This window comes from Allochromatium vinosum DSM 180 (genome assembly GCF_000025485.1).
In the GTDB taxonomy this organism is placed as follows: Bacteria; Pseudomonadota; Gammaproteobacteria; order Chromatiales; family Chromatiaceae; genus Thermochromatium; species Thermochromatium vinosum.
The window spans coordinates 3,044,289-3,067,355 of the sequence record NC_013851.1 but is presented as its reverse complement, the minus strand read 5'-3'; the positions used below and the strand labels follow the sequence as shown (position 1 = coordinate 3,067,355).

The 23,067-nt window shown below is 65.0% G+C and carries 23 protein-coding genes; 8 read left to right on the top strand and 15 right to left on the bottom strand.

Features of this window, described 5'->3' with window-relative positions; translation table 11 throughout:
* Nucleotides 1-117: 117 nt before the first annotated feature.
* The gene (gene xseA / locus ALVIN_RS13525) at nt 118-1,467 is read right to left on the bottom strand and encodes an exodeoxyribonuclease VII large subunit (protein ID WP_012971886.1); all 1,350 of its coding nucleotides are present in this window, start codon (nt 1,465-1,467) and stop codon (nt 118-120) included.
* 165 nt (nt 1,468-1,632) lie between these two features.
* Here xseA and guaB point away from each other — a divergent pair, with 165 nt between their 5' ends.
* Genes guaB through tadA form a run of 3 tightly spaced genes read left to right on the top strand, consistent with a single transcriptional unit; the run spans nt 1,633 to nt 5,194 of the window.
* Nucleotides 1,633-3,099, top strand: a complete 1,467-nt coding sequence (gene guaB / locus ALVIN_RS13520; RefSeq protein ID WP_012971885.1) for an IMP dehydrogenase — start codon at nt 1,633-1,635, stop codon at nt 3,097-3,099.
* Between the two features lie 2 nt (nt 3,100-3,101).
* On the top strand, nt 3,102-4,676 hold the full coding sequence (guaA, locus tag ALVIN_RS13515; RefSeq protein ID WP_012971884.1) for a glutamine-hydrolyzing GMP synthase: 1,575 nt from the start codon (nt 3,102-3,104) through the stop codon (nt 4,674-4,676).
* Nucleotides 4,677-4,729: 53 nt separating this feature from the next.
* Nucleotides 4,730-5,194 carry a tRNA adenosine(34) deaminase TadA gene (gene tadA / locus ALVIN_RS13510; RefSeq protein WP_050750337.1) on the top strand — a complete coding sequence of 155 codons (465 nt, stop codon included), beginning with the start codon at nt 4,730-4,732 and terminating at the stop codon, nt 5,192-5,194.
* 21 nt (nt 5,195-5,215) lie between these two features.
* Here the strand turns inward: tadA and ALVIN_RS13505 are convergent, their stop codons facing one another.
* The 3 genes from ALVIN_RS13505 to ALVIN_RS13495 form a co-directional block, all read right to left on the bottom strand.
* Nucleotides 5,216-5,710: a bacteriohemerythrin gene (locus ALVIN_RS13505; protein ID WP_012971882.1), complete on the bottom strand. Its 495-nt coding sequence runs from the start codon at nt 5,708-5,710 to the stop codon at nt 5,216-5,218.
* 93 nt (nt 5,711-5,803) lie between these two features.
* Nucleotides 5,804-6,268 carry a hypothetical protein gene (locus tag ALVIN_RS13500; RefSeq protein ID WP_012971881.1) on the bottom strand — a complete coding sequence of 155 codons (465 nt, stop codon included), beginning with the start codon at nt 6,266-6,268 and terminating at the stop codon, nt 5,804-5,806.
* An 88-nt stretch (nt 6,269-6,356) separates the two neighbouring features.
* Entirely contained in the window at nt 6,357-6,656 is a 300-nt protein-coding gene (locus tag ALVIN_RS13495; protein ID WP_012971880.1) for a hypothetical protein, read from the bottom strand.
* 184 nt (nt 6,657-6,840) lie between these two features.
* Here ALVIN_RS13495 and ALVIN_RS13490 point away from each other — a divergent pair, with 184 nt between their 5' ends.
* The 3 genes from ALVIN_RS13490 (at nt 6,841) to ALVIN_RS13480 (ending at nt 9,265) form a co-directional block, all read left to right on the top strand.
* A complete protein-coding gene (locus ALVIN_RS13490) occupies nt 6,841-7,455 on the top strand; it encodes a histidine phosphatase family protein (protein WP_012971879.1) in 615 nt (204 codons plus the stop codon).
* Nucleotides 7,456-7,564: 109 nt separating this feature from the next.
* Nucleotides 7,565-8,620: a 3-deoxy-7-phosphoheptulonate synthase gene (locus tag ALVIN_RS13485; protein WP_012971878.1), complete on the top strand. Its 1,056-nt coding sequence runs from the start codon at nt 7,565-7,567 to the stop codon at nt 8,618-8,620.
* A 132-nt stretch (nt 8,621-8,752) separates the two neighbouring features.
* Complete coding sequence (locus tag ALVIN_RS13480) at nt 8,753-9,265, top strand: DUF4124 domain-containing protein (protein WP_012971877.1); 513 nt, start codon at nt 8,753-8,755, stop codon at nt 9,263-9,265.
* A gap of 61 nt (nt 9,266-9,326) precedes the next feature.
* Here ALVIN_RS13480 and mtgA read toward each other — a convergent pair whose 3' ends face one another.
* The 11 genes from mtgA to ALVIN_RS13430 all read right to left on the bottom strand — a co-directional run bounded on the left by mtgA (nt 9,327) and on the right by ALVIN_RS13430 (nt 19,813).
* The gene (mtgA, locus tag ALVIN_RS13475; RefSeq protein WP_223295225.1) at nt 9,327-9,986 is read right to left on the bottom strand and encodes a monofunctional biosynthetic peptidoglycan transglycosylase; all 660 of its coding nucleotides are present in this window, start codon (nt 9,984-9,986) and stop codon (nt 9,327-9,329) included.
* 223 nt (nt 9,987-10,209) lie between these two features.
* Nucleotides 10,210-12,060, bottom strand: coding sequence for a BatD family protein (locus ALVIN_RS13470; RefSeq protein WP_012971875.1), 1,851 nt, complete (start codon nt 12,058-12,060; stop codon nt 10,210-10,212).
* Nucleotides 12,054-13,502, bottom strand: a complete 1,449-nt coding sequence (locus tag ALVIN_RS13465) for a tetratricopeptide repeat protein (protein ID WP_012971874.1) — start codon at nt 13,500-13,502, stop codon at nt 12,054-12,056. The genes ALVIN_RS13470 and ALVIN_RS13465 overlap by 7 nt, the downstream gene beginning before the upstream one ends.
* Nucleotides 13,499-14,572 (bottom strand): VWA domain-containing protein, encoded by a 1,074-nt coding sequence (locus ALVIN_RS13460; RefSeq protein WP_012971873.1) that lies wholly within the window; start codon nt 14,570-14,572, stop codon nt 13,499-13,501. The genes ALVIN_RS13465 and ALVIN_RS13460 overlap by 4 nt, the downstream gene beginning before the upstream one ends.
* The gene (locus ALVIN_RS13455; protein ID WP_012971872.1) at nt 14,565-15,605 is read right to left on the bottom strand and encodes a VWA domain-containing protein; all 1,041 of its coding nucleotides are present in this window, start codon (nt 15,603-15,605) and stop codon (nt 14,565-14,567) included. The genes ALVIN_RS13460 and ALVIN_RS13455 overlap by 8 nt, the downstream gene beginning before the upstream one ends.
* The gene (locus tag ALVIN_RS13450; protein WP_012971871.1) at nt 15,598-16,140 is read right to left on the bottom strand and encodes a DUF4381 domain-containing protein; all 543 of its coding nucleotides are present in this window, start codon (nt 16,138-16,140) and stop codon (nt 15,598-15,600) included. Before ALVIN_RS13450 ends, ALVIN_RS13455 begins: the two co-directional genes overlap by 8 nt.
* Before the next feature lies 1 nt (nt 16,141).
* A complete protein-coding gene (locus ALVIN_RS13445; protein ID WP_012971870.1) occupies nt 16,142-17,059 on the bottom strand; it encodes a DUF58 domain-containing protein in 918 nt (305 codons plus the stop codon).
* Between the two features lie 77 nt (nt 17,060-17,136).
* The gene (locus tag ALVIN_RS13440; RefSeq protein WP_148217520.1) at nt 17,137-17,592 is read right to left on the bottom strand and encodes a hypothetical protein; all 456 of its coding nucleotides are present in this window, start codon (nt 17,590-17,592) and stop codon (nt 17,137-17,139) included.
* A gap of 97 nt (nt 17,593-17,689) precedes the next feature.
* The gene (locus tag ALVIN_RS13435) at nt 17,690-18,244 is read right to left on the bottom strand and encodes a hypothetical protein (protein ID WP_012971868.1); all 555 of its coding nucleotides are present in this window, start codon (nt 18,242-18,244) and stop codon (nt 17,690-17,692) included.
* Nucleotides 18,245-18,400: 156 nt separating this feature from the next.
* The gene (uraH, locus tag ALVIN_RS17225) at nt 18,401-18,805 is read right to left on the bottom strand and encodes a hydroxyisourate hydrolase (RefSeq protein WP_012971867.1); all 405 of its coding nucleotides are present in this window, start codon (nt 18,803-18,805) and stop codon (nt 18,401-18,403) included.
* A gap of 51 nt (nt 18,806-18,856) precedes the next feature.
* Nucleotides 18,857-19,813: an AAA family ATPase gene (locus ALVIN_RS13430; RefSeq protein ID WP_012971866.1), complete on the bottom strand. Its 957-nt coding sequence runs from the start codon at nt 19,811-19,813 to the stop codon at nt 18,857-18,859.
* 657 nt (nt 19,814-20,470) lie between these two features.
* Between ALVIN_RS13430 and typA the strand changes: the two genes are divergently transcribed.
* Together typA and ALVIN_RS13420 are read left to right on the top strand one after the other, a co-directional pair.
* A complete protein-coding gene (gene typA, locus ALVIN_RS13425; protein ID WP_012971865.1) occupies nt 20,471-22,282 on the top strand; it encodes a translational GTPase TypA in 1,812 nt (603 codons plus the stop codon).
* 159 nt (nt 22,283-22,441) lie between these two features.
* Nucleotides 22,442-23,008, top strand: a complete 567-nt coding sequence (locus ALVIN_RS13420; RefSeq protein WP_012971864.1) for an acetate uptake transporter — start codon at nt 22,442-22,444, stop codon at nt 23,006-23,008.
* The last annotated feature ends 59 nt before the right edge of the window (nt 23,009-23,067 follow it).

Genomic DNA, 23,067 nt, shown 5'->3' with positions numbered 1-23,067 from the left:
ACCCGCAACCTCGGTCGCGGAAGGAATGATGGACTACAACAGGCCGCTATCAGTGCAGATGCAAAATTTCCGAATATTGTAGTCAGGATTGTTAGAGCCTTCGAGGCGAAGGACAGTTCAATCGAGGGCGGGAGCGCTCGGACGCGCCACCGCTTCGATGCGTCCGCCGGCCACCCGGATCTGGAGCCGATCGCCCGGCGCGACCTGAGCCGGATCGCGGACGATCTCGCCCTCGGGCAAGCGGGTCAGGATGGCATAGCCACGGCTCAGGGTGCCCAGCGGACTGCGTGCCTCCAGTCCGGCGACGGCGCGCCACAGCCGTTCGCGCCGATGTGTCAGCAGCTCGTACTGAGCGCGGTGCAGACGGCGTTCCAGTGCCTCCAGTTGGCAGCGTGCGCGTTCGATCCGATGTGCGGGCGCCTGACGTTCCAGTCGCTCGACGAGCGGTTGCAGACGTCGGCGGGCCTCGCTGATCCGATTGGCGATGAGCGTGCGCAGTCGCCACTCGGCGCGATCCAGCCGCTGGGCCTGTTGCTGGAGCCGTGCGGACGGGTGCAGCAGACTCAGATGGCGCCGGCTCGCGTTCAGACGCTGGCGAGCCGCGTCGAGTCGCCGCCGCTGGGCGGCGATCAGCCGATTGGAGAGTGTCGCGACGCGCTCGCGCAGATGCGCGCCCGAGGGCGCCACCAGCTCGGCCGCCGCCGAAGGCGTGGCCGCGCGCTGGTCGGCGACCAGATCAGCGATGGTGACGTCGATCTCGTGTCCGACGCCGCTGACGACCGGAATTCGGGACGCCCGGACGGCACGCGCCAGCCGCTCGTCGTTGAAGGCGTTGAGATCCTCCAGCGAGCCGCCGCCGCGCGCCAGGATCAGCACATCGCATTCGGCGCGCACGTTGGCCAGTTCGAGTGCGGCGATCAGCGACTCGGGCGCCGACTCGCCCTGGACCTGCGCCGGATAGATCAGCACCGGCAGCGCCGGGAAGCGCCGTCCGAGTACCGTGATCAGATCGCGCACCGCCGCGCCGCTCGGCGAGGTGATGAGTCCGACCTGACGCGGAAAGGGCGGCAGCGGACGCTTCAGCGCCGCCTCGAACAACCCTTCGGCGGCGAGCCGCTGCTTGAGCTGCTCGAACGCCAGTCGCAGCGCACCCTCGCCATCCGGCTCCAGATGCTCGATGAGGAGCTGGAACTCGCCTCTGGGCTCATACAGTGAAACCTGCGCGCGCGCCAGCACCTGCTGCCCGTTGGCCAGACCGAAGGCGAGCCGCTGGCGCTTGGAACGCCACAGCGCGCACCGCACCTGCGCCCCGGCATCCTTGAGACTGAAATAGAGATGCCCCGAGCCGGGCTGGGCCAGATTCGAGATCTCGCCGCGCACCCAGAGCCGCGGAAAGCCGGTCTCGAGTACGGCACGCGCTTCGCTGACGAGGCGCGAAACGCTGTGGATGTCGCGTGAGAATTCCATCTTTACTCTTTGCGTCGGTTATTTTACACTGCCCCGTTTATCTAGAGCACCGCCGGTTGGGGCGGGGGAGCCGGCTCCGACCGGGCGGCGCCAGGCCGCCGGGGCTTTCTGCGCGTTTGCTCCGGCCCCCCCAGTCTCTCGACGCGATCCGCGGAGCCTCCAGCCATGCGCCTGATCCAGGAAGCACTCACCTTCGACGACGTCCTGCTCGTTCCAGCCCACTCCACCGTGCTGCCGAACGAGGTCGACTTCAGCACCAAACTCACCCGCGCGATCGATCTGCGCATCCCGTTGGTCTCGGCGGCCATGGACACCGTCACCGAATCGCGTCTGGCGATCACCATGGCCCTGGAAGGCGGCATCGGCATCATACACAAGAATATGAGTGCTGAGCGTCAGGCACGCGAAGTGCTGGCGGTCAAGAAGTACGAGAGCGGCATCATCCGCAATCCGATCACCGTCTCGCCGCACATGAGTATCGGCGAGGTGCTGCAACTCACTCATGCCAACAACATCTCCGGTGTCCCCGTCACCGACAAGGGCGAGCTGGTCGGCATCGTCACCGGGCGCGATCTGCGCTTCGAGACCCGCATGGGCGAACCCGTCTCGGCCATCATGACCCCCAAGGAACGCCTGGTCACGGTCCAGGAGGGCGCCAGCCGCGAAGAGGTGCTCGGCCTGCTGCACAAGCATCGCATCGAAAAGGTGCTGGTGGTCAACGATCGCTTCGAGCTTCGCGGACTCATCACGGTCAAGGACATCCAGAAGGCCAAGGACTTCCCGAAAGCCTCGCGTGACGATCACGAACGTCTGCGCTGCGGCGCGGCGGTGAGCGTCGGCAAGGGCACCGAGGAGCGGATCGCGGCGCTGGTCGAGGCGGGCGTCGACGTGGTGGTGGTCGACACCGCGCACGGTCATTCGCAGGGCGTGCTCGATCGGGTGCGCTGGGTCAAGACGCACTATCCGGATCTCCAGGTCATCGGCGGCAACATCGCCACGGCGGATGCGGCGCGTGCACTGGCCGAGGCCGGCGCGGATGCGGTGAAGGTCGGCATCGGACCGGGGTCGATCTGCACCACCCGCATCGTCGCCGGTGTCGGCGTGCCACAGATCACGGCGGTGGCCAATGTCACCGAGGCGCTCAAGGGCACCGGCATTCCGCTCATCGCCGATGGCGGGCTGCGCTTCTCGGGCGACATCGCCAAGGCCATCGCCGCCGGCGCGAACAGCGTCATGATCGGCGGACTCTTCGCCGGTACGGATGAAGCGCCGGGTGAGGTCGAGATCTATCAGGGCCGTTCCTACAAGTCCTATCGCGGCATGGGTTCGCTCGGCGCCATGGGTTCCTCCGAAGGCTCCAGCGATCGCTACTTCCAGGAGAACACCGAGAAGGAGAAGCTGGTCCCCGAGGGCATCGAGGGCCGCGTCCCCTACAAGGGCAGCCTGCTCAACGTCATCCATCAGCTCGTCGGCGGACTGGGTTCCAGCATGGGTTATACCGGCTGCGCCACCATCGACGCGATGCGCACCAAGCCGCAGTTCGTGCGTGTGAGTGCTGCCGGCATGCGCGAATCCCATGTGCATGACGTGCAGATCACCAAGGAAGCGCCCAACTACCGGATCGACAACTAAACATGGCCAATATCCACGCCGATCGTATCCTGATCCTCGACTTCGGGTCGCAGTACACCCAGCTCATCGCCCGGCGCGTGCGCGAGGCGGGGGTCTACTGCGAACTCCATGCCTGGGACATGGACGCCCAGTCCATCCGCGAATTCGCACCCAAGGGCGTCATCCTCTCCGGCGGTCCGCAGTCGGTCCACGAGGCCGAGACGCCGCGCGCCGATCCCATCGTCTTCGAGCTGGGCGTGCCCGTGCTCGGGATCTGCTACGGGCTGCAAACCATGGCCGCGCAACTCGGCGGCGCCGTGGTGCCCTCGACCCATCGCGAATACGGCTATGCGCAGGTGCGCGCGCGCGGTCACTCACGGCTGCTGCGCCATATCGAGGATCACACCAGCCCCGAAGGGCACGGGCTACTCGACGTCTGGATGAGTCACGGCGACCGGGTCGACGTGCTGCCGCCCGGTTTCAGCGTCATCGCCGAGACCGACAGCGCGCCGCTGGCCGGCATCGCCGATGAGTCGCGCCGTTTCTATGGCGTGCAGTTCCACCCCGAAGTCACCCACACCCGTCAGGGGCAGCGCATCCTGGAGCGCTTCGTCCACGACATCTGCGGCTGTGGCCGGCTGTGGACGCCGGACAACATCATCGAGGACAGTCTGGCGCGCATCCGTGCCCAGGTCGGCACCGACAAGGTGTTGCTCGGACTCTCGGGCGGGGTCGACTCCAGCGTGGTGGCGGCGCTGCTGCATCGCGCCATTGGCGATCAACTCACCTGCGTCTTCGTCGACAATGGTCTGTTGCGGCTCGGCGAGGGCGATCAGGTGATGAGCACCTTCGCTCGGCACATGGGCGTGCGCGTGATCCGGGTCGATGCCGAAGAGCGCTTCCTCGGTCGGCTCAAGGGCGTCAGCGATCCGGAGCAGAAGCGCAAGATCATCGGCAACACCTTCATCGAGGTCTTCGACGACGAGGCGAGCAAGCTCCAGGACGTCAAGTGGCTGGCGCAGGGCACCATCTATCCCGATGTCATCGAGTCGGCGGGGTCCAAGACCGGCAAGGCCAAGGTCATCAAGTCGCATCACAACGTCGGCGGACTGCCCGAGGAGATGAACCTCAAGCTGGTCGAGCCGCTGCGCGAGCTGTTCAAGGATGAGGTGCGCAAGATCGGCGTCGAGCTGGGTCTGCCCTATGAGATGGTCTATCGCCATCCCTTCCCCGGTCCCGGACTCGGGGTGCGCATTCTCGGTGAGGTGCACAAGGATTACGCCGACACGCTGCGTCAGGCCGATCACATCTTCATTGAGGAACTGCGTCGGGCCGATCTCTACGATCAGGTTTCGCAGGCATTCGCCGTGTTCCTGCCGGTGCGCTCGGTCGGCGTGGTCGGCGACAACCGGCTCTATGCGCCCGTGATCGCCCTGCGTGCGGTCGAGACCATCGACTTCATGACGGCGCGCTGGGCGCATCTGCCCTATGACTTCCTGGATCTGGTCTGTCGGCGCATCGCCAACGAAGTGCCGAACGTCTCGCGCGTGGTCTATGACATCACCGGCAAGCCGCCGGGGACCATCGAGTGGGAATGAGCCGAGGCTGAATCGGCGTGAGCGACACATTCGCTGACGCAGACGTGCACTGGATGCGCCACGCCCTGGAGCTGGCGCGGTGCGCGGCCGAGGAGGGGGAGGTTCCGGTCGGGGCGGTGCTGGTTCGGGAGGGCGAGATCCTGGGCGAGGGCTGGAACCGTCCGATCATCCGGCACGACCCGAGCGCCCATGCCGAGATCCAGGCTCTGCGCGATGCCGGGCGGCGCGTCGGCAACTATCGCCTGCCCGGCTCGATCCTCTATGTCACGCTCGAACCCTGCGTCATGTGCGCCGGGGCCATCGTCCATGCGCGTGTCGCTCAGGTGATCTACGGCGCGCCCGACCCCAAGGCTGGCGCCTGCGGCAGCGTCTTCGATCTGCTGCCGTCCGATGGACGCTTCAATCATCGCACCGAGGTGCGCGGCGGTCTGCTCGCCGAGGACTGCGGCGAGGTGCTCAGAGCCTTCTTTCGCGCGCGCCGCACCCGTCCAGCGTCGGTCCAAGCCGCGACGGCTTGAGCTGAAAAACGCCCCCGCCGCTCAGCGCCGGCTTGCCCGGTAGCTCGACTGATAGAGACGCATTGTGCCCAGGCTTTCGGGCGCGCCCCCGCCGAAGAGATTGAAATAGGTCTCGGCGAAATGGCGGTCGGCACCCAGGACGTGGGCCAGCAGCCAATCGCGGATGATGCCCTGACTGGTCTCGTCGAAGACCGTCAGACCCTCCTCGCGCCACTCGCGCAGCAGGGCGGTGAACTCGGCCATGAGCACGGCGTGCTCGCATTGGTGTTCGCCGATGCCCTCATAGTCGAACGAACGCATGAACGCCTCTTCGCGCTGGAAATGCGCGCGCATCGACTCGCCAAGGCGGGTGAGGGCATCGAGTAGCGCGTTGGCGTCTCCCGAGCGTCCGTGCGAGGCTTCGGGGCAGAAGCGCAGACAGATATCGGCGAGTTGTTCGATCAGCGCGCGGTGATCCTGATCGAGCAGCTCGATATCGAGCGACCATTCATCGTGCCAAGTCAGTAGCTTAGTCATGAAATCCTCCAGTTTGCAGACTCTTTTGGTCCGCTTTATATCTTTTCGAGATTGGCGCCGGGACGCCGGTTGATGCCAAAAACCGCGCGGAAGTCACTCACGACGCGGTTTGAAGGGAAGAATGCGAACGGCCCCATCCTGAGACGGTGGCTGCCCGCCCGACTGCTTGCGTGTCGACTGATCGAGAGCCGGGCCGATCTCGGACAACAGCCGCCGCTGTACGGCCTTCAAATTATTGAAATAGTAGACCATCTCACAGGAAACGGGGTCGCACAGCGATGCCCGTCCGACGAACGGTCGCCAGGCCAGTCGGATCAGCCGTCCGCCCTCGCCGTCGTGATAGGCGTAGCCGCCCTGGGCATCGACGAAGATCACTTCCTCGGCATCGATCACGGCCAGATACTGCATCGCGCGGATCGGGACGAAGACGCTCGATCCGCGCGCCTGTTTCAGCAGTCGGCGCAGGGCGTTGTGGATGGGGGCCGGGATGGTGGTCAGCTCGCGCGCATATTCGGTATCGGGACGGAAGAAGACTTCCCGGACGAAGTAGCTGGACATCGCTGGCGCTTCCTCATCGAGGTGGAGCGCGCTCCGGCAGGCATCGGGCGACACCCTGCCCGGAGCGGTCGGAATTGGCCGTTCGACGTCAGTCGGTCTCGTCGAGTTCCGGATCCCAGCCGGTGGCGCGTGCCCGCTCGATGGCTTCGGCATAGATGCGCGCATGACGTTCGCGCAGTTCGGGCGGCAGGTTGGAGACCAGATGGCCATAAGGCTGCCAGGCGGCCGTCACCTTGTCGTAGAGGGCATCGATTCCCTGGATGGTCCAGCCTTCGCAGGTCTCGTCCTCGGGGATGATCCCGAACACCCAGGCATCGCGGATGATGTTGGCCGTCGGGGTCATGGCCTGTTCCTGGTTGTGGATGCCCTCGTAGATCTTTGGCTTCATTGGATGCGTGCTCGACTTCTCGACGTTGAAAAATGGATGCTGGATAAGAATCTTCGTGTCCATCGCTGCGATTCGTGCCGCCATCGAGTATGGGCGCTGAGGCGCGAAAATCCAGATGAGCGATTGGGTGTCGTTAGGTTGCCCATGCAGGCATCGGTGGTCGATGTGCAGGGGAGGGATCATTGTGAACGAGACTGGCGAAACCGTGGTCGATTTTATGCGGCATGGCGAGCCTGTGGGCGGGCGGCGTTATCGCGGACATGGGATCGATGATCCACTCTCACCGCTCGGCTGGGAGCAGATGCGTCGCGCGGTCGGCGAGCACTGTCAGTGGGATCAGATCATCAGCTCGCCGCTGCACCGCTGCCGGCTCTTCGCGGCTGAGCTGGCGGCGCGTCACGCCTTGCCCCTGGCTGTCGACTCGGCGTTTCGCGAGATCGGTATGGGCGCTTGGGAGGGGCGTTCACACCAGGAGATTCGCGCATCCGAATCGGAGCGATTCGCCGCCTTCAAGCGCGATCCCGTGGCATTCCGGCCACCGGGCAGTGAGCCGCTGGGGCCGTTTCAGTGCCGGATCGTCGCGGCCTACGAGCGCCAGGTTGCCGCCTATCCGGGACGGCGTCTGCTGATCGTCTGTCATGCCGGGGTGATCCGTGCTGTTCTGGGGCATGCACTGGACGCGCGACCGGAGCGCTGGTATCGGTTGCAGATCGGTCACGCCACGATCAGCCGTATTCGTGTGGGGCGCTTTGGGATCTCTGCCATTTCGATCCAGGCGAGCATGGCTGATGGATCATAAAGCACGTGGGCCGATGAGCTGGGCGCGCCAAACCTGAGTTCAAACCGGCGCGTGGATGCACAGGCCGGTTTATACTGCATCGCTTTGCGACTTCTCACGCGATCCAACCATGCACCGTACCGACGACCTCCGTATCCGTGACATCACCCGTGTGCGCTCGCCGCGCGAGCTGCACGAGGAATACCCGCTCTCCGAGACCGCCGCCAACACCGTCCACGACACTCGCCACGAGATCCAGCGCATCCTGCACGGTCGCGACGAGCGGCTGCTGGTGGTGGTCGGCCCCTGCTCGGTCCACGATCCCGAGGCCGCGCTCGAATACGCCGGGCGTCTCAAGCCGCTGCGCGAGGCGCTCGCCGAGCAGCTGCTGATCGTCATGCGCGTCTATTTCGAGAAGCCGCGCACCACGGTCGGCTGGAAGGGACTGATCAACGATCCCAATCTCGACGGCAGCTTCGAGATCAACAAGGGGCTGGGCATCGCGCGCAAACTGCTGCTCGATCTCAATGAGATGGGCATGCCGGCCGGGACCGAGTTCCTGGATCTCATCAGCCCGCAGTACATCGCCGATCAGGTGAGCTGGGGCGCGATCGGCGCGCGTACCACCGAGAGTCAGGGCCATCGCGAGCTGGCCTCGGGGCTGTCCTGTCCGATCGGATTCAAGAACGCCACCAATGGCGACGTGAAGGTCGCCATCGACGCCATCCATGCCGCCGCGCGTCCGCATGTGTTCATGTCCGTGACCAAGGAAGGGCAGTCGGCCATCTTCAGCACCACCGGCAACGTGGACACCCACATCATCCTGCGCGGCGGTCAGCGGCCGAACTACGACACCGAGAGCGTCAACATCGCCGCCGAGCAGATCGCGGCCTCGGGACTGACGCCGAAGATCATGATCGACTTCAGCCACGCCAACAGCGGCAAGCGCCCCGAGAAGCAGATCCGTATCTGTCAGGACGTCTCCGGCCAGGTCGCGCGCGGCGACCGGCGCCTCATCGGCGTGATGATCGAGAGCCACCTGGTCGCCGGCAACCAGAATCCATCGGCCTGCGACGATCTCATCTTCGGTCAGAGCATCACCGATGCCTGCGTCGGCTGGGACGACACCGAACCCATGCTGCACGAACTGGCCGAGGCGGTCGCCAAGCGCCGCGACTGTTGCTGAACGTGCGGCATCCATGGCACAGTTGAGCACTTTTCGTTTTTGATATAGGGTCTGTCTCGACGTCTTCCGAAGCGGCAAAGCCAAGTCAGCTTGGCCGGACGCTCATGGCTTGGACACAAAAGGAGATAGATCATGATGGCGAGCGCGACCCGCCCGGTGCCTCCATCACGGCTTTTCGGCGTCCTGCTCGCGCTGACGGCTGGTCCGGCCTGGGCCGAACTCTACAAATGCCGCCAGCCCGACGGGAGCCTCAGCTATCAGCAGACGGCCTGTGCCGCTCAGGCCGAGGGCGACCGGCTCCAGGTCGACATCCGGGGACCGGACGGGCGCGAGAGTGCGTCATCCGGTGAGGACTATTCGGTCGCGGCGCAGGCTGAGCGTCTGCGCACCGAGCGCGAGGCCCGCGAGCGTGCACATCTCCAGGCGCGGCGCGAGGCCGAGGCTCGGGCCAGGGCGCTCAAGGCCGCCGCCAAGCCGGACCGCAACACCGACTTCGACCCGGCCAAATGCGCCCGCCACCGGGCTGAAGTCGCCAAGTGGCGACAAAAGGTCAAGGGCGGTTATCGCACCCGCGACGAGAAGGACTACAACGACAGCAAGCTCGCGCATCACGAAGCGCTCGTCGAGCGCTATTGCGAGTCATGAGTTCACGGTGCCTGTGTCTGGCGCCAACCAGACCGTTCGAGCAAGCCCCCCAGGCCGAACGCTAGAGCCGACGCAGATAGGCTTCGCCGCCGAGCCGCCGGCTCTGATCCAGTATCCACTCGGCACGGCGCTGGAGCCGCCCGGATGGACGGTCGAGCCGATAGGTGCCGGGTGCGGGCAGCACGCCGATCAGGAGCGCGGCCTGTCGGCGTGTCAGCTCGCCGGCCGAGTGGCCGAAATAGCGCCGGCTGCTGGCTTCGATGCCATAGGTGCCGGGACTGAACTGCGCGATGTTGAGATAGACCTCGAGGATGCGCTCCTTCGACCACAGGATCTCGATCAGGAGCGTGAACCAGCTCTCGACCGCCTTGCGCTCCCAGCCCGAGCCGGGCCAGAGAAAGAGGTTCTTGGCCGTCTGCTGGCTGATGGTGCTGGCCCCGCGCAGTCGTCGGCCCTCGCGATAGGTGCGGATGGCGTGCCGGATCTCGATCAGGTCGAACCCGAGGTGACGCGGAAAGCGCTGATCCTCGCCGGCGATGGCCGCGAGCTTGACACTGGACGGGATGTGCTCCCAGTCGATCCAGGCGTGCTGATAGTAGGGCGGCGTCTGATCCAGACGCCACACATTGAACGCATGACGCAGCATGAAGGCCGAGGCCGGCGGATCGATCCAGCGCAGACCCAGCACCAGCACCAGACTCGTCAGAACGAAGAACGCCATCAGGCGCCGACTCCAGCGCCAGAATGATCGCCCAATCCGTATGAGCCAGGTCGCCATGCGCGGCTGTGGACGTCCGGGTGGGGCGTCTCTCGCCGGCTCGGTGTCGACCGGCGTCGGGCCGGGAGGCTGTGCAGCGGTTGGTTCTCGATCGTTCTCCAGGTCCGAAATCACCGGATCAGGCACAGAGCGCGGCGGCAGGGAATACAGTTGATCCATGGGACGCTCAGGCCGGACGCGGATTCAGCGCCGGCAAGCCCGCCCAGCGGACACGCCCGGACGCACCGCTTTGCCGCCAGACTCCAGTCCCACGACGCACCTGACGCAGGAACGCGCGTTTCCAGCGCGGGAAGTCGAGCGGCGCACCGCCATAGATGGCCGCGTCCAGTTGATTCAGGAGCCGCGCGAGTTCTGCCGGATCGACGCCCGGTCGATGCGCGCGGATATGCGCGATGACCGCCGGCTGATTGCTCTCGCCCCTGAGTACGCACCCGCCGCATGGCGCCGATGCAAAGCGCGCGTACCACTCGCCCGTCCAGCCGGCGCGATTGGCATGGCGGACCTGAGCAATGACATACTGGCCGGCCGGCCGCACACGCCACAGTGTCTCATGCACCCGTTCGAGCAGGGCCGAGGGCGCGAGCGGACGCAGACGCGGTCCGATCCAGGTCGCCGTCAGTCGATAGCCGCGACTCAGGCCGCGCCCGCTCAACCGCAGCAGATCGCGCCCGAGATCCAGCACCCGTCCGCGATAGAAGACCCCCAGCCAATAGCCGCCGATCAGCAGCAGCACGCCCGTGATCGGAATCCAGAGCCTGGCCCAGGGCGAAGCGGCCAGGGTCGCCGCCGAGAAGCCGAAGGGACCGCCGCCGCGCACGTCGAGCGTCTTGAGCGGCAGCCGCGCGACCTCGCGCACGCCGAGATCGACGTTCCACCAGGCGAGGCTCATCTCGGGCAGGGTGAGGCGGCCGCCGCTCTGCGGAACCAGGGTGTAGTACTCGGTGCGGTTGGCGAGCAGTTGGCGTCCGTCCGGGGAGAGCTCGGTGGTGGTGAGCGTCTGTTCGCGATAGACCCGCAGGTCCGGGCCGCTCAACTGGTTCTCCAGGCTCGGGAGCTGGACGGCGGTGCCGCCGACGGCCGCGATCTCCAGTGCCAGGGTCACGGGTTGCCCCGGCTCCAGCGTACCCTCGCGATCGAGGCTGGATTTGAGCGTCAGCGATTTGAGCGGCAGCCAGGGACGCACCGAGGTCATGGGCGGACGCACCTGGAGGCGGATGGGGCGCTCGGTGCTCGCCTCGTAGCGTTGGCCGAGTCCCAGGCCGGCCAGGGTGCCCGCGGCCTTGATCGGCGGCAGTTCCAGATCGCCCGTGCGCAACGGAACCACCGTGAGCACGAAGCGGTTGACGATCTCCTGTTGGCCGTGATTGGAACGGGTCTCGGTGCTCGGACCCTTGAGGGTCTTCATCAGCACGTCGCTGGTGCTCGGCAGTTCCAGATTGACGCTGCTCAGGTTGTCGCGGCTGACGACATCGAGCTCGAGGATGGTCGGCTGTTGCAGATAGGGATCAGCGAATTCCAGCGACCATTCGAGCGTCGGGGCGCGGGCGGCGGTCGGTTGAACCGAACCGGGGGCGTAGCCCGAGGGATAGCCGGGGGTATAGCCCCGTTGCCAGTTGGGCGCGTAGCCGGGATAACCCTGGGGAGACTGAGCCGGCCCTTGTCCCTGAGCGGGCGAGGTCGACGGCGGCTGATAGCGCGGCGGTACGCCCTGGGCATGGTTCGGCGCAATTGGACGGTATTGAGAAGGGCCGGGCTGGGACGACAGCGGCGGTTGCGCCGACTGGGGTGGTACAGGCTGAACCGGCCAAGTCTGGGGCTGTGTTTGATTCGGTGTCGGCTGCGGCGGTTGGTCGTAGTATGGCTGTCCGTAATAGGGCGGGCCGTAATACGGCTGTCCCGGTGCTCCCTGGTAGGGTCGACCATAGTAGGGCTGAGCGCCGATCGGGCTGCTCGCGACGATCAGGGCCACGACGGCCGGAAGCGCCGCTCGCCTGGATGTCTCGTGTGGGATCACCATGGGCGCGTCTCCCGCCACTGGCCGGTCGTTCCGGGCATCTGGCGCATCTCCTCGATTCGGAACTGATTACGCATCAACAGGCTGGGATCGCCCTGGATCTGTCTGAGCCGCTGCTCCATGACCGCCATGCCGGGACCGCCCATGAGTCCGAGTCCGTCGAGCGCGGGCATCTGGCCCTCGCGCGTCTCGGACTCGCGCTCGCTGCCGGACTGGAGTCCGAGCTGGTCGAACTGGTCGACGGCTTCGGTCCGGCCGGCGTCGAGCGAATCCGGGGGGCGCATGTCGGCGCGTTCGGTGCGACCGCCCGAGCGGCTGGGACGGCTGGACTCGGGCGGTTCGTCCTCGCCGCCGCTGGCGCGCTCGGCACCGCGTGTGTCCTGTTTGGCGGCGTCGCGGTCGCGTCCGGTCTGATCGCGGTCGGTCCGCTGTTCGTCAGGACGCTTGCCGGCCTGCTGGTCGCGTGTTTCGTCGCGATCGCCGCGCGCCTGGTCGCTGTCCTCGCCGCGTTCGCCGCCCGTGCCTGTCGTCTCCTGACGCTGCTCGCCGCGTTCGCCGGTCTGCTCCTGACTGTCGGCGCCTTCGCCCGGCGTGCTGTCCTGCTCGCGGCCGGCGCTGGTCTCGGACGACTCACCACCGGACTCGCCCGTCTGCGATTCTTGTCCGCCTTGTTGGCCGGCGCCCTTCTGACCCTCCTGCTGCTCGGACTCGGAACCGGATTCGCCCGACTCCTGCGGCTGGCCTTCGCCACCGGACTGCTGTTGCTCGCTCTGCTGCTGTTGGCTCTGTTGTTCCTGGCTGGATTGCTGCTGCTGACTCTGCTGCTCTTGAGCCGACTGTTTCTGTTCTGATTTCTGCTGTTGCTCGGAGGCTTGCTTCTCTTTGGCCTGCGCTGGCTGAGACGTGGACTCGCGCGGTTGGGATTCCTGTCGCTGATCGCTGGACGACTTGGAATCCGGCGGCGATTCCTTCCTGTCTTGGCGCGCGTCGTCCGCCTTCTTGTCGTCGGGCTTCTGCTCGGTCTGTTCGCGGAACTGCTCCTGCTCCAGACGCGCGAGCATGGCGCGGGTCAGGGCCAGATTGTAAGCGGCGTCCTCGTGCGATGGATTGGTGGCGAGCACGGATTCATAGGCTTCTGCCGCGCCTGTGTAATCACCGAGCTTGAAGCGCGTGTTGCCCAGATTGTACCGCGCCGCTTGGTCGAACGCGCCGCCCTGGGCCTGACTGAAAGCATGCTCGGCCTGCCGATAGTCGCCCTCGCGATAGAGCGCCACGCCACGCCGATAGGGATCGCTGAACGACTCGGCGGCGCTCGCATAATCGCCCGAACGATAGACGTCATAGGCCCGCTGTTCGTCGGTGCGGAACCAATCGGCGTGGGCGCTCATCGGGGCGATGAGTACCAGGGAGACGAGCCAGGATTGGGCGGTCAGCGCGCGAATCACGATGACAGTCCTCCCGATTCCTGATCGGCCGGCCGCCGCCGCGCCGGTCGTCGCGCGAGTTCGCGGAACTGCGGCAGCAGTAGCGCCCCGACCAGCAGCACCGGCAGCCAGTAGCGCTCGTTCCAGATCCGGGTGCGCGCGTCGCTCGCCTCGGGCGGCAGACGGCTGACGGTCGCCGCTTCCAGAATGGCCTGGGTATCGCCGTCGCGATAGTCGGCGCGCCGATAGAGTCCGCCGCCCGTCTGAGCCAGCTCTTCCAGCAACGCTTCGTTCAGCACCGAGCGCACCGGCCGGCGCTGCGGATCGCCCGGATCGACGATCACGCCGCCCTGAGGCGCGGGCACCGTCGCACCGCCCGGCGTGCCGACACCCAGCACATGCAGACGCACACCCTGTTCGGCCAGCCTGGCGACCTGCTCGCGCAATCCAGGTTCGTCGAAATCCCCGTCCGAGATCAGCAGCACGGCCCGCGCGCTGTCCTCGGGCAGCCCGGCGAGCAGGGTTTCGGCGCGCATCAGGGCGCGGGTCAGACTGCTCCCCTGAAGCCCCGGACTGGCCAGATCGGCCGAGAGCGCCGGCAGTGCATTGAGCAGGCTCGTGGTGTCCTCGGTGATGGGGGCCAGCACATGCGGCACGGTGGCGAACACGATCAGCCCCAGTCGCACCTGACGGTTCTGGACGATCAGATCCTGCAACTCCTGACGCGCGCGTCCGAGCCGGTTCGGGCTCACGTCCTCGGCCAGCATCGAGCGCGAGACGTCGAGCAGCACCAGCAGGTTGTTGCCCGGATGGAACAGACGCAGATCGGTGTAATCCCAGCGCGGCCCGGCCATCGCCGTCAACAGCAGCGTCCACAGTAGACTCCAGCGCAGAAACCGGCCCCAACGCTCGGGTGCGCTCAGATCGCGCGTGCCGGTCAGATGCGGCAGCAGATGCGGATCGGCATAGCGATGGATGGGCGCGCGCGCCGCCTGAGCCGCACTGCGCGCCAGCCAGATGGCCACCGGCAGGATCAGCAGCAACCCCAGGAACCACAGCGGCTGGTCGAAATGAAAGCCTCGATCAAGCACTGGCGAGCCTCCGCGCGAAGCGTTTGCGACCCTCGGGGAACAGCCCCAGCCCGAGCAGGGCCAGGAGCGCCACGCCCAACGGCCAGCGGTAGAGCGGTCGGGGCAGGAAGGCGGTGCGCGCCTCGGCCTCGGTCTTTTCGAGCTGGCCGATGCGCGACGAGATCTCTTCGAGCGCGCGGGTGTCGGTCGCGCGGAAATAGCCGCCGCCGGTCAGGTCGGCGATCTCCTGGAGCGTGCCTTCGTCCATGGTCAGGTCGTCGCGATAGCGCACGCTGCCTTCTTCCAGGATCGGGATGCTCGGCTGCTTGCTGCCGACGCCGATGACGTAGATCCGCGTCCCGGTCGCGCGCGCCAGCCGTGCCGCCTCCTTGGGCGCGAAGCTGCCGGCGTTGTTGTCGCCGTCGGCGATCACGATCATCACCCGCGAGCCTTCGGGACGCTCGCGCAGCTTGCTCACGCCGAGCGCGATGGCGTCGCCGAGCGCCGTGGCCGGTCCGGCGATGCTCGGCACCACGCCGTCGAGCAACTGGCGCGCGGCATGGCGGTCGAGCGTGAGCGGCGAGAGGATGAACGCCTGACTGCCGAACAGGATCAGCCCGACCCGATCGCCCTGGCGCGCGTCGATGAAGCGTCCCATGACGCCCTTGACCACGGCCATGCGGTTGACCTGACGGCCCTCGACCGTGAAATCCAGTGCTTCCATCGAGTGCGAGGCATCGACCGCGATCATCAGGTCATAGCCCGGCGTGCTGACTTCGGTATAGGGCGTGAGCCACTGCGGGCGCATCAGGGCCACGACCAGCGCGATCCACAGCAGATAGAGCAGCGCGCGATAGAGCCGGCCGGCGAGCTGGAGCCTGGGCCGGCGTGCTGTGAAGGCCGTGCGCAGATCGTCGAGGCGCGGATGGAGCAGGGTCTGGCGCCGGCCTTCCAGCGTTTCGTCGACCTGCGTGCGCCGATCCGGCCACAGAACGGGCAGGAGCCAGGGGAGCGGCAGCAGTAGCGCCGCCCAGGGCCAGTGGAACTCAAACATCGCGCGCACCTCGCTTGGGATCACCGGCACTCACCCAGCCCTCGGCGGCGGCAATCAGCGCCCGGAGATCCGCCGTACCCGCACCCGGCGGGGCATAGGGCGCCACCAGCAGCACCCGGCCGCGCTCGTGCCAGGGAAAGCCGTTCGGATCATGGGCCGCCAGCCAGTCGAGCCAGTCGGTCCCGGTCAGACCGGCGCAGGCCGGGCGCCCGAGCCGCGCCATGGCGATGCGGCGCAACAGTTCCGACAGCTCGCCGGCCAGGGTCTTGACGTCCTGACCCGTGCGCGCCCGTCGGCTCAGATCGCGCAGCGCCCTGGCCGCGTCCCAGCGCCAGGTGCCGAGCGTGACGCCGGGAATGGGCACGCGCAGACTGAGCGGAACGCGCCAGCGCCAGAGCGCATAGCCGAGCAGGCCGCAGGCCAGCGCCAGCAGCCACCAACCCGGCGCCGGCGGCCACCAGGGGATCGGCGGGATGTCGCGGATGTCGCGCAGAGCCTGCAAGGGCGGTTCGATGGGTGTGAAGAGGGTATCCATGTCAGACGGCCCGCGAGCGCGCACGCTGTTCGAGGTTGTGGATGAGGGTCAGATGGATCTCGGCGTCGGTGCGCACCGGCAGCAGCAGGATGTGCAGTCGATGCGCCATCGCCTGGAGCCGTGCGCGCCGTTCCTCCCACAGTCGCCGATAGCCGCGCGCGGCCTCGGGATCGTCGGTGTCGATCTCGACCAGCTCGCCGTCGGTGCCGGTGAAGGTCGCCACGCCCATGGCCGGGATCTCCCAGTCGGCCGGATCGTCGACCGGGATCAGTACCACGGTGTTGCGCTGGCAGAGATCGCCCAGCACCTGTTCCAGACCCGCTACCTCGCGGTTGAGATCGGCGATCACGAACACCAGCGAGCCGGTCGGCAGACCCGAGGTCGCGCGCCGTAGCGCGCCGCTCAGACAGTCGATCGAGGGGTCCATCTCAGCGCCGGGTTCGGTCAGGGTGCGCAGCACCTGCCAGAGCGCGCGGCGTCCGCGCGAGGGGCGGAAGTGTTGCAGTCCGGCCAGCGGATCGCCGAACACCAGCCCGCCGACGCGGTCGTTGAGCCGGCTCGCCGCCCAGCCGATCAGCGCCGCCGCGCGCGCCGCCTGCACCGACTTGAAGGTGCCGCGCGTGCCGAAGTTCATGTGCGGTCCCTTGTCGACACAGAGCACCACCGAGCGCTCGCGTTCCTCGCGGAAGATCTTCAGGTGCGGTTCGTTGGTGCGCGCCGTGACCTTCCAGTCCATGTAGCGGATGTCGTCGCCCTCGCGGTATTCGCGCACCTCCTCGAAGTTGACCCCCGCGCCCCGAAACACTGAGGCATAGAGTCCGGCAAAGGCCGAGTTGACCAGATGATGCGACGGCAGACCCAGCGAATGGGCCTGATGGCGCAGTTCCAGGAGATCGTCGAGTCTGGGGTAGAGGCTCATGCGGTGTTGGGCGCGACCTTGAACTGAGGTGAACGGGATCGTGAACGCCCGGAGTCGGGAACGCACTCAGGCGTGTGCTATCTGGAAACCTGGCGCGTACAGGTATCGAGTAGCGACTGATCATGAATGATCAGGGCCATCTGCGGATCGCTCAGATGGATGCGCAGTCCATCGCAGCGTTCGACGGCCGTCCAGGGGATGAAGACCGCGCCGCGCGGACCTCCGGTCCAGCCGCCATGACGTCCCCGCACCCAGAAACCCTCATCATCGAAGCCGACATCGGTTCTGGCGTAGCTCGCGCGTCCTGACTGATTCGAGGCGAAGTCGTATTTGCGCCCGGAGGACTGGACCAGGGTTACGTTGGTCGGGCCTTGGGAGTGGCGCAGTTCTCTTGAGCCGGCGTCATGGTAGCTTTTCAGATCCGACCAGCCGGAATAGCCATTGGCGAGCCAGTACATCAGGGTCGGCCAGAGGATCAGGCTGACGGCGAACAGCCAGAGAATCCATTTCGGTGGTTTGGTCTGTTGTGTCATGGGATGAGTCATAGCATTTCAGCTCACACCCAAACTCTGGAATAGGGCGCTGCCTTAGTGTGCAGCGCCCCTTTGAGAATCACTCTGCAAAACGGGATTACATCTTTCTAAATCCGGTCGTGGAAGTTCCAGAATTCGATTGGAACTCAATCTCTCCCTTCTTGATTATTATTTTTGTCGGCCCATTTTTGTCTTCCTCGCGCAAAATATGCTGTTTGTAGCCGTTTGTTCCCTCGGAATTCAAAAATCTTTTTGTAACCGCACTTGTAACCGCAACAGCCGCAGCGATTGCTTTCGAGGTGGGTTCAGGACTCCCGGTTGCAACCCAGGCAGAAATAGCTGCGACCGGCTCCGCTATATCGCTACCAATCCTCTCGAGGAAGTCCACGATGCCCCGAAAATTCATGGGGTCGGTTATATAGGTGTCGCCTTTATCATCAATCCAAGTTACAACCCACCAGTCCCGACCTGTTGTCAACCAGCCCGTATTGAAGTCAACCATCGTTGAGGAAGTTGACTCGCCATTCATGATGTTTTCCCAGGAATGGTCGTTTTTATATTCGTCGCTATATTTGTGAGCGACCGAAACGCTGAGCAAGGTGCCGCCCCAGTTGTTGACGATTTCTATGGAGGCTTTCTGATGAGTTGCCATTTGTCAATTCCTTCGTGTTGGGTTTGATGTTCGTGCAAAACTCCATCATGGTCCCTTTTTGAAGCATCAAGCCATACTCGCCCTCCCTCAAAATTCAACGATTTCCCTCTGCTTCATTGGCAATTTTATCTAAATTGCACAGCGAGGCAGTGCCTGTCAATTGCCGCGATAAGTTGAGTAGCCATAGGGACTTAGAAGAAGCGGGATGTGATAGTGATCGAGTGTGCCATCAACGCGGAAAACCACTGGAATTTCAGGAAAGAAGCTCGCTGTACCCTTTTGTTTCAGCCAATCGCCCGTTTTGAAAATGACTCGATAGACGCCTGCCTGCAATGGAGCGTCTTCTGGGTAGAGATCCCGAATACGGCCCTGCTCATCTGTGCGAACAGCACGTAAAAACTGCCATTCGCGACCCTCCATACGCTCAAGGGTCACTTCTACATTGGGGCCAGGCAATCCATCTTGCATATTGAGGACATGAACACTTAACGGGTTCCCAGCAGCGATTGCGGATGACATAGCCGACTGCATAGCAAGTGCAAACAAAATTTTGTTCAGCATCGCTCTCCTCCACGAGAAAAAATCGTATTGCAGCGTGTTAACGTCAAATCATTAAGGAATCGCCACTAAACTCAACAACCGCTTGATAAACGCATCCGTCGTCACCCCTTCGGCCTCGGCCTCGAAGGTCAACAGAATGCGATGACGCAGAATCTCCGGCGCGACTGACTGGATATGATGCGGCGCCACGAAACTCTCCCCATCCATCCAGGCCCGCGCCCGCGCACAACGCGCCAGCGCAATACTCGCGCGCGGCGAAGCCCCGAAACGACACCAGCGCCCCAGATCCCGGTCATAGAGCTTCGGATTGCGCGTCGCCTGCACCAGATCGACGATATAGTGATGCAGCTTGGGATCGAGATAGAGTTCAGCCACATCGCGCCGCATCGCAAACAGTTCCACCTGACTCAACCGCTTGGCCGGCGGCGCAGGACTATGCTTCTGCTGCTCACCGTCGAGTTCCAGAATCCGTAACTCCTCGTCACGGCTCGGATAGGTCACGACCGCCTGCATCAAAAAGCGATCGAGCTGCGCCTCGGGCAGATGATAGGTGCCCTCCTGCTCGACCGGATTCTGGGTCGCCAGCACCATAAACAACTGAGGCAGGGGATAGGTCTTCTGACCGACCGTGATCTGATGCTCGGCCATCGCCTCCAGCAACGCCGACTGCACCTTGGCCGGCGCCCGGTTGACCTCATCGGCCAGCAGCAGATTGTGGAACAGCGGCCCCTGACGAAACTCGAACTCGCCCTTCTCGTGGCGGTAGATGTCGGTGCCGATCAGATCCGATGGCAACAGATCCGGCGTGAACTGAATGCGGTGGAAATCACCCTCGATCGACTCGGCCAGCGCCTTGACCGCCGTGGTCTTGGCCAGCCCCGGCATGCCCTCGACCAACAGATGACCATCGCTCAGCAGACAGACCAGCATGCTGTCGATGAACGCCTGCTGACCGATGATGCGTGAGGCGATGTGATCGCGAACGGCTTGGAGATCGCTTGGCGTCATGCGCGTTTCTTCTCGGTTCCGATGGTGGCTGTGGATGGTGCACCCTGGATCGGAGCGGGCCGCGTGCCCCGGTCGATCCAGGGTCTGTCTGTCCTCTGCGCCCTATGCTGAGTCTTTTCCAGAGCCGGTGCAAGCCCGCCGCCCCGACGATTTGTTCACAGGCCGCATCCGCTCGTCCGCCGCGACGATCCCGGCTCCAATCGGCTCAAGCCAATTTGTCAATGACTCGCGCAACAGATTGACAATAAAAGGCTTTTTCAAGCGGTCAAAATGCGACCGATCTGTTTCGCGTCCAGCAACCACGCGCCCTGGAAGCCGACGAACGAAAGTTGTGCACAGACTTATCCACAGGCGCTGTTGGTATCTCGGAAAAATCCAAGCTGGGCCAAGTGTTGCGGAATCATGACGAGACAACACCCGAGCAATCGCCGCTAGATCGACCCCGGCCGCACCTCACCAACCATCACTCCGACATCCCCCAGCCGCCGACGCACAAGACACAGCACGCGATTTACCCATCAAGCGTATATAATCGCCACCGAGGCCGAATCCAGTCACGTCCATCCCGGCCGCGACCTCAGTTTCCCGCCAGACATCCCGACCCCCAACCCCGAATCCATCGTCAATCCTTAGCCGCCGCGCCCGGAGTCCAGTCCTGTGATCGAAACTCTTCGTAACATCGCCATCATCGCCCACGTCGATCATGGCAAGACCACGCTGGTGGACAAGCTGTTGCAGCAGTCCGGCACGCTCGGCGACCGCTTCGGGCCGGTCGAACGGGTGATGGACTCCAACGCGCTGGAGAAGGAACGCGGCATCACCATCCTGTCGAAGAACACCGCGATCCGCTGGAACGACTACCGCATCAACATCGTCGACACCCCCGGACACGCCGACTTCGGCGGCGAGGTCGAGCGCGTGCTGTCGATGGTCGACTCGGTGCTGCTCCTGGTCGATGCCCAGGAAGGCCCGATGCCTCAGACCCGCTTCGTCACCAGCAAGGCGTTCGCCCACGGTCTGCGCCCGATCGTGGTCATCAACAAGGTCGACCGTCCGGGCGCGCGTCCGGACTGGGTCATCGATCAGGTGTTCGACCTGTTCGATCGGCTCGGCGCCAGCGACGAGCAGCTCGATTTCCCCATCGTCTATGCCTCCGGCCTGAACGGCTACGCGGGCCTGACCGACGACGTGCGCGAGGGCGACATGACCCCGCTGTTCGAGGCCATCGTCCAGCACTGCCCGGCGCCCGAGGTCGATCCCGATTCGCCGTTCCAGATGCAGGTCTCGACCCTCGACTACAACGCCTATGTCGGCGCCATCGCCGTCGGGCGCATCCGCCACGGTCGCGTCAAGCCCAACCAGCAGGTCGTCGTGGTCAAGCCCGACGGCACGCGCCACAAGGCCAAGATCGGTCTGGTCTACGGCTATCTGGGGCTCGACCGCCACGAGGTGCCCCAGGCCACCGCCGGCGACATCGTCGCCCTGACCGGCATCGAGGCGCCCGGCGTCTCCGATACCCTGTGCGATCCCGAACACGTCCAGGCCCTGCCGACGCTCACCGTCGACGAGCCGACCGTGACCATGACCTTCCAGGTCAACACCTCGCCCTTCGCCGGCAAGGACGGCAAGTATCTGACCTCGCGCCAGCTCAAGGACCGGCTCGAACGCGAGCTGATCCACAATGTCGCGCTGCGCGTCGAGGAGGGCAACGATCCCGAGAAATTCCGCGTCTCCGGGCGCGGCGAGCTGCATCTGTCGATCCTGCTCGAAAACATGCGCCGCGAAGGCTTCGAGCTGGCGGTGTCGCGTCCCGAAGTCATCTTCCGCGAGATCGACGGTCAGATCTGCGAGCCATACGAACAGCTCACGGTCGACATCGACGAGACCTCACAGGGTTCGATCATGCAGGCGCTCGGCGAGCGGCGCGGTGAGCTGAAGGACATGGTGCCGGACGGCAAGGGCCGGGTGCGTCTGGACTATGAGATCCCCTCGCGCGGTCTGATCGGCTTCCAGACCGAGTTCATGTCCCTGACCTCGGGCACCGGACTCAAGTACCACGTCTTCGAGCGCTATCGTCCGGCGCACATGGGCGGCATCGCGCCGCGCCGCAATGGGGCCATGATCTCGAACGCCACCGGCAAGGCGCTCGGCTATGCGCTGTTCAACCTGCAAGAGCGCGGACGGATGATGGTCTCGCCCGGCGAAGAGGTCTACGAGGGGCAGGTGGTCGGCATCCACTCGCGCGACAACGATCTGACCGTCAATCCGCTCAAGGCCAAGCAGTTGACCAACATCCGCGCCGCCGGTTCGGACGAGAACATCCTGCTCACCCCGCCGGTCAAGTTCACGCTCGAACAGGCGCTGGAGTTCATCGAGGACGACGAGCTGGTCGAGATCACCCCGAACGCCATCCGCGTGCGCAAGCGTCATCTCAAGGAGAGCGATCGCAAGCGGGCGAGCCGGGGCTAGTCTCCGGTCGCGGCGCGGTCGGTCCGGGTTGACCGAACCGACTCGCCGCTTTCGCGTCCGCTCCAGTCAACCACACTGCCGCCATGGAAATCGGGTAACATGCGTCGCCCTGTCTTGGTGCAGGGCGTCCCTTTCCTCCAAAATGCTTGGGCAAGAATCATGGCGGAATCCAAACTCGCTAATCCAGCCGTGGTCGGTCTGGCCGGCTTCGGTCTGACCACCCTGGTGCTGCAATTCCACAATGTCGGCTGGATGTCCAGCATCGGTCCCGTGGTCTGGCTGGGACTGATCTTCGGCGGTCTGGCGCAATTCATCGCCGGATTGCAGGAACAGAAGACCGGCAACACCTTCGGCTACTGTGCCTTCACGTCCTACGGCGCCTTCTGGATCGCCCTGGCGCTGATGCTGATCGCCAACAAATACGATCTCTTCAAGGCCAGCACCGAGGACGTCGGCTGGTTCCTGGTGGCCTGGACTCTGTTCACGACCATCCTCTGGGTCGGCTCGCTGCGCATCCACGGCGCCATGGCGCTGACCTTCACCCTGCTGCTGGCCGGTTTCATCCTGCTGGATCTGGCGCATTTCGGCTTCCCCGCTCTGACGGTAGCCGCAGGTTACACGCTCATGGCCTGCGCCCTAGTGGCCTGGTACATGATGGCGCGGATCATCCTGAACGAGCTCTACGGGCGCGAACTCCTGCCCGCCGGGCGTCCCTGGTTGAGCTGAGCGTCGGCGGTTCGCTCGAGCGGCGCGCGCCGCTCGACCCGTCCGCCGCCATCCCTATC